The following is a 2,393-nucleotide window of genomic DNA, read 5'->3' on the forward strand; positions in this document are numbered from 1 at the left end:
CCTCAAACCGCCTCGAATACCTATGCTCTCCTAGGATGTCTCTTCTTCAGCTCCTCTAACCGCCCAATCACCATCTCTTTAATGTGTCCGTAGAGCCTCTCGACATATTTCGGGTCGAAGGATTCCAGAGCTGCTATCACTATTAGCAGACCCCATGCATATGCGTAGTTCCTGATCAGATGTCTCGGCACTCCAAACATCTCTGATAGTGCTGCTTCCACCTCTACAAGGTCCTTATCGAGTCTGTAGAGAGGATTCCCTCTTCTACCTTCAACCATGTGTATTCACACCTAGGTCCGGTTCTGGGGAGTGTGATATCAGTTCCAGAATATATAAATTAGAGTACTTATGAGTAACTTCCAGACCTGTATACACCGGAGAATAACTGAGGAGCTCTGCACAGCTGCAGATCGCAAGCCTTCAGCCTCGGAGCCCGCAGCCCTGTACAGCTACAGGTATAGAGAGCCCTCTTTTCAAGGTGTTACTTTGAGCTAGGGAGTCTCACAGGTGCAAAGGCGTCTCACAGTCTCAGGGAGTGTCTCGGTCTCGCATATGAGGCATATGAGACTGTGAAGCTGAAGAGAGCCCTCAGAGCCGTGGAGTCTGAGAATCAGGTTCTGAGGAAACGCCTAGAGGATCTCAGAGCACTAGTCGAAGAGGTCTCGAAGAGTGTAGGAGTCTCGATAAGCCCTGAACCTGTATCTGCTACAGGTTCTGAGAGCGTCGAAGACCCAGAGCTGAAGAGGAGGATCCTAGAGATCAGGGTTCTGAACCTGTACAGGCAGGGTGTGAGCGTTAAGGATATCGTGAGGCAGACAGGGCTCTCGAGGTCTACTGTCTACAGGATTCTGAAGAAGTATCGAGAGTCGAAGGTGTGAAGACCTACTGAACTAGGTGTATCTCCGCATCAGGTAGCAGCTTTCTGAGGGCTTCAGCTACAGGCTTGGAGTCCTCGAATACTGCCACAATCCTGTACTTTTTGCTCAGGTTCCTGACTATCTCAGACTTGAACTCGTAATCCTTCCTGTAGTCTCCAGCCCTCCTGAAGTAGATTTCGTGAAACGTTATACCCCAATCCGATAGCTGCCTCAGAGTCTTATTCTTCTGCCTCTCTTCGACTCTACCCGTAACGATTATGATCCTGTAGCCCTGAGCTGCATACCTCCTCAAGGTCTCCACGTATTCAGTTCTCGGCCTGTCGAGATCCATGTACTTCTCCGAGAGGAAGCACTCCCAGAAACGCCTCCTATCGCCTGCAGCCTCAGACTCGCACAGCCTGTAGCGTTCACTAGAATCAACTAGGACTCCGTCTAGGTCGAAGATAGCTGCTTTAGGCTTCAGGGCTTCCCTGAGGTCTCTGAGTGCAGCTATGATCTCAGCCTTGATGTCGCTGCTAGACACCTACATACACCTTGAGACCGTCTTCTGAGACTCTGCAGCTATAACCATACTCGACTAGAGCTCTGCAGACCTCTTCAGACTTCTCCCTGCCTGGGGTAGAGATCTCGAGGAGCCTCCTACCCTGAACCTCCACAGGTCTATAGACTACAGGAGCGAAGCCCGTTCTAACCCTGAGGATCTCTGAGATCTCGGAGATATCAGGCTCCAATCCCAGGAGAATCCTCCCAATACGCATAAACCTGGCTCCGAGAGCCCTCCTGAGAGAGCTGTCGAGTTCTACAGTCTGCAGGTAAGCTATGAGAGCATCAAGGTATTCTAGAGCCCTCTGGGAGTCTCGAAGCCCTTTCAGGGTTAAGCCCTCTTTGATGTGAAGCCTCGAAACGTATTCGTACTCCTCAGGTCCTAAGTAGCACTTCTTGACTCTCCGCTTACCTGTCTGAGGATCCTTATAGACATGAACCGCATAGTAGTAGACATTTCCCCTGGACTCACGCCTCTCGATCCAGCTGTAGGGTTGACCGCATCTTGGACATATCTTGAGGCTCATTTGTCTGCACCATAAATCTGTGGTGAGGAGAGGGCTTATAAGGGTTCATCACCACAAAAGTGTGGAGCAAACCGGTCTGAGGACCCCAGAACTCGGAGAAGAGCCTTCAGAGCGCTCGGAGCCTAATCACCATAAATTTACGGTGCGTATCGGTGGGAGCCCCGCAGCCCTTGGCAGAGCTATGACTCTCCTAGAAGCCTGTACACATACGTCTGGGTGTTTTCGCGGAGTGCAGAGCTCTCTCTGAGAGCTGCAGAGCTCTGAATGCTTGGAGAAGTCCTCGGAGCGGAGATCTGCAGACCCGGGGGGAGCCCGAAGGCTTCTGCAGAAGTTCTCAGACCTGGGCCGGAGAGCTCCGGAGACTGCCCGGGAGGGGTGGGTATAAAATTAGGCGGGTGTGCCTGCCCGCGGGTGTGCACTCCTAATTTTATGAGCTCCACAGGAG

General features: G+C 51.8%; 4 protein-coding genes. 1 reads left to right on the forward strand and 3 read right to left on the reverse strand.

The window, feature by feature from the left end; all coding sequences use genetic code 11:
• Positions 1-20 precede the first annotated feature (20 nt).
• Positions 21-278 carry a hypothetical protein gene (locus BA066_07720; protein RDD52802.1) on the reverse strand — a complete coding sequence of 86 codons (258 nt, stop codon included), beginning with the start codon at positions 276-278 and terminating at the stop codon, positions 21-23.
• A 291-nt stretch (positions 279-569) separates the two neighbouring features.
• On the opposite strand from BA066_07720, the gene BA066_07725 reads away from it, so the two are divergent.
• Positions 570-878, forward strand: a complete 309-nt coding sequence (locus BA066_07725) for a helix-turn-helix domain-containing protein (protein ID RDD52803.1) — start codon at positions 570-572, stop codon at positions 876-878.
• Between the two features lie 4 nt (positions 879-882).
• Here the strand turns inward: BA066_07725 and BA066_07730 are convergent, their stop codons facing one another.
• The gene (locus BA066_07730; GenBank protein ID RDD52804.1) at positions 883-1,401 is read right to left on the reverse strand and encodes a hypothetical protein; all 519 of its coding nucleotides are present in this window, start codon (positions 1,399-1,401) and stop codon (positions 883-885) included.
• On the reverse strand, positions 1,394-1,948 hold the full coding sequence (locus tag BA066_07735) for a hypothetical protein (protein RDD52805.1): 555 nt from the start codon (positions 1,946-1,948) through the stop codon (positions 1,394-1,396). Before BA066_07735 ends, BA066_07730 begins: the two co-directional genes overlap by 8 nt.
• Between the last annotated feature and the right edge of the window lie 445 nt (positions 1,949-2,393).

Source organism: Candidatus Korarchaeota archaeon NZ13-K, assembly GCA_003344655.1.
GTDB lineage: Archaea > Korarchaeota > Korarchaeia > Korarchaeales > Korarchaeaceae > Korarchaeum.

What these genes read in the sequence shown, in the direction of transcription:
- BA066_07720 (RDD52802.1), bottom strand. Translation starts at nt 278, where the DNA reads ATGGTTGAAGGTAGAAGAGGGAATCCTCTCTACAGACTCGATAAGGAC.
- BA066_07735 (RDD52805.1), bottom strand. Translation starts at nt 1,948, where the DNA reads ATGAGCCTCAAGATATGTCCAAGATGCGGTCAACCCTACAGCTGGATC.